Here is a 2,930-nt window from a genome sequence, read left to right on the forward strand (position 1 = left end):
TGATCGCTAAGCGACGAACCTTCTTAGGTAATTTGTAGCTGTAGCTGCGTGGAACCGGTCCAAATACAACTCCACCGCCGCGCCATTGTGGAGAACGGATTGACCCTTGACGAGCACGACCTGTTCCTTTTTGACGCCATGGTTTACGTCCACCGCCACGTACTTCAGAACGATTTTTTACTTTATGATTTCCTTGACGTAATGAAGCTCTTTGCATTAATACTGCTTCAAACAGTACATGTTTGTTTGGTTCAATACCAAATACAGAATCGTTCAGTTCGATATCACCGACTTTAGAACCTGTTTGGTTAAATAATGCTACTTTCGGCATTCTTATTTCCTCCTTTCCTGGAAAGTTCTATTATTTAGCTGCTTTGATAGCTGTTTTTACTTTGATCAGTTGTTTCTTAGGTCCAGGTACATTACCTTTTACCAAGATAAGGTTGCGTTCTGCATCCACTTTTACGATTTCAAGGTTTTGAATCGTAATTTGTTCTCCACCCATACGTCCAGGTAATAATTTACCTTTGAATACACGGTTCGGATCTACAGGACCCATTGAACCAGGACGACGGTGATAACGGGAACCGTGGGACATAGGTCCGCGAGATTGGTTATGACGCTTGATAGCACCTTGGAAACCTTTCCCTTTCGATACTCCTGTTACATCTACTACATCGCCTGCAGCGAAAATATCAACTTTGACTTCTTGACCAACTTCGTACTCTTCTACGTTTACACCGCGGATTTCACGGATGAAGCGCTTAGGAGTAGTTTCAGCTTTAGCAACGTGGCCTTTCTCCGGCTTGTTTGAAAGCTTTTCGCGTTTGTCTTCGAAACCAACCTGGATCGCTTCGTATCCATCAACATCTACAGATTTCTTTTGAAGAACAACGTTTTGAGCAGCTTCAATTACAGTTACAGGGATAAGATCACCGTTTTCAGCAAAAACTTGAGTCATACCGATCTTTCTTCCTAAGATTCCTTTGGTCATAAGTCACACCTCCTGTTAATTATGATTTTATAAGATTAAAGTTTGATTTCGATATCTACACCAGATGGTAAGTCTAAACGCATAAGCGCATCAACTGTTTGTGGTGTTGGGTTCACAATGTCGATTAAGCGTTTGTGTGTACGCATCTCGAATTGCTCACGAGAATCTTTGTATTTGTGCACAGCACGTAAGATTGTGTAAACAGACTTTTCTGTTGGTAGTGGGATCGGTCCAGAAACCGCCGCACCAGAACGTTTTGCTGTTTCAACAATTTTCTCAGCTGATTGATCAAGAATTCTGTGATCATAAGCCTTTAAACGAATACGAATCTTTTGTTTTGCCATTATTTTCCCTCCTTTTTCGCCTATTTTTGAATAGACATTCTCCATGGAAATTTCCCACACACTCGCCATGGCAAAGCGGCCAGGTGTGTCAGCAACCTTCCATTTCATCGCAGTCAAAGACCAACATTGTCTATTATAACTAAAACACCTAGAAGATGCAAGAGTTTCTTGCAAAATCTATATGTTTCGCACACTTTCTCTATTATACAAATTGGATAGGTGAAATTCAAGTGTATGGGGAGTTTTCACAATACTTAATAATAATTGTACGGACTATGTATTTGGATACTTATGAACGGTTTTTGGTTGCGGCTCTATTATATAGAAGAAACTCGTTTTTGTAGTGATTGTACTTATGAAATGTTGTATTTGCATAAGTTTTAAGATTGTTCATAAACCGGACGGATTGAGGATTGAGGAGTGGGTGGTTGATTAGAATCGTATTTAAATGTTCATTAAGTCGTAGAATGGATCGTAAATCAGTGATGGGATCAATTTTTTCAAAATGAATCATAATATCCGCAAAATGGACAATATCACAATTCAGTATTCTCCCCTATATTCAGCAAAATAACAAAAAAACAGATGGACAACAAGTCCATCTGTCTTCATATCATCAAAGATTACTCAGTGATTGTAGCTACTACTCCAGCACCTACAGTACGTCCACCCTCACGGATAGAGAACTTAGTACCTTCTTCGATAGCGATTGGAGCGATAAGCTCAACAGTCATTTCGATGTTATCGCCAGGCATAACCATTTCTACACCTTCAGGAAGGTTACAGATACCAGTTACGTCAGTTGTACGGAAGTAGAACTGTGGGCGGTAGTTAGAGAAGAATGGAGTGTGACGTCCACCTTCTTCTTTAGAAAGAACATAAACTTCAGCTTTGAACTTTGTGTGTGGAGTGATAGTACCTGGCTTAGCAAGTACTTGTCCACGTTGGATATCTTCACGAGCTACCCCACGAAGTAAAGCACCAATGTTGTCTCCAGCTTCAGCATAGTCAAGAAGCTTACGGAACATTTCTACACCTGTTACAGTAGTAGATTTAGGCTCTTCAGAAAGACCGATGATGTCGATTGTGTCTCCAACTTTAACTTGTCCGCGCTCAACACGACCAGTAGCAACTGTACCACGACCTGTGATTGAGAATACGTCCTCAACAGGCATCATGAATGGCTTTTCAGTGTCACGCTCTGGAGTTGGGATGTAGCTGTCTACAGCTTCCATAAGTTCGTAGATTTTTTCTTCCCACGCAGGATCTCCTTCTAGAGCTTTAAGAGCAGAACCTTTGATTACTGGTACATCATCACCAGGGAAGTCGTACTCAGAAAGAAGGTCACGTACTTCCATTTCTACTAATTCAAGTAGCTCTTCGTCGTCTACCATGTCACATTTGTTCATGAATACAACTAGGTAAGGTACACCTACTTGACGAGAAAGAAGGATGTGCTCACGAGTTTGTGGCATTGGACCATCAGCAGCAGATACTACTAGGATCCCACCGTCCATTTGCGCAGCACCAGTGATCATGTTTTTAACATAGTCAGCGTGTCCTGGGCAGTCAACGTGTGCATAGTGACGAGT

General features: G+C 41.3%; 4 protein-coding genes. All 4 read right to left on the minus strand.

What is annotated here, in order from left to right:
- Positions 1-331 (minus strand): 50S ribosomal protein L4 (gene rplD / locus HP456_RS22125; RefSeq protein ID WP_172255136.1); only part of this gene is annotated, 331 nt, incomplete at its 3' end.
- A gap of 30 nt (positions 332-361) precedes the next feature.
- Positions 362-994, minus strand: coding sequence for a 50S ribosomal protein L3 (gene rplC, locus HP456_RS22130; RefSeq protein WP_172255138.1), 633 nt, complete (start codon positions 992-994; stop codon positions 362-364).
- A 35-nt stretch (positions 995-1,029) separates the two neighbouring features.
- Complete coding sequence (gene rpsJ / locus HP456_RS22135) at positions 1,030-1,338, minus strand: 30S ribosomal protein S10 (protein WP_007085291.1); 309 nt, start codon at positions 1,336-1,338, stop codon at positions 1,030-1,032.
- Positions 1,339-1,961: 623 nt separating this feature from the next.
- A partial coding sequence (gene tuf / locus HP456_RS22140) for an elongation factor Tu (RefSeq protein ID WP_172255140.1) occupies positions 1,962-2,930 on the minus strand: 969 nt, incomplete at its 5' end.

The sequence above is a fragment of the Bacillus haikouensis genome, assembly GCF_013179555.1.
Lineage (GTDB): Bacteria > Bacillota > Bacilli > Bacillales > Bacillaceae_B > Rossellomorea > Rossellomorea haikouensis_A.

What these genes read in the sequence shown, in the direction of transcription:
- rplC (WP_172255138.1), bottom strand. Translation starts at nt 994, where the DNA reads ATGACCAAAGGAATCTTAGGAAGAAAGATCGGTATGACTCAAGTTTTT.
- rpsJ (WP_007085291.1), bottom strand. Translation starts at nt 1,338, where the DNA reads ATGGCAAAACAAAAGATTCGTATTCGTTTAAAGGCTTATGATCACAGA.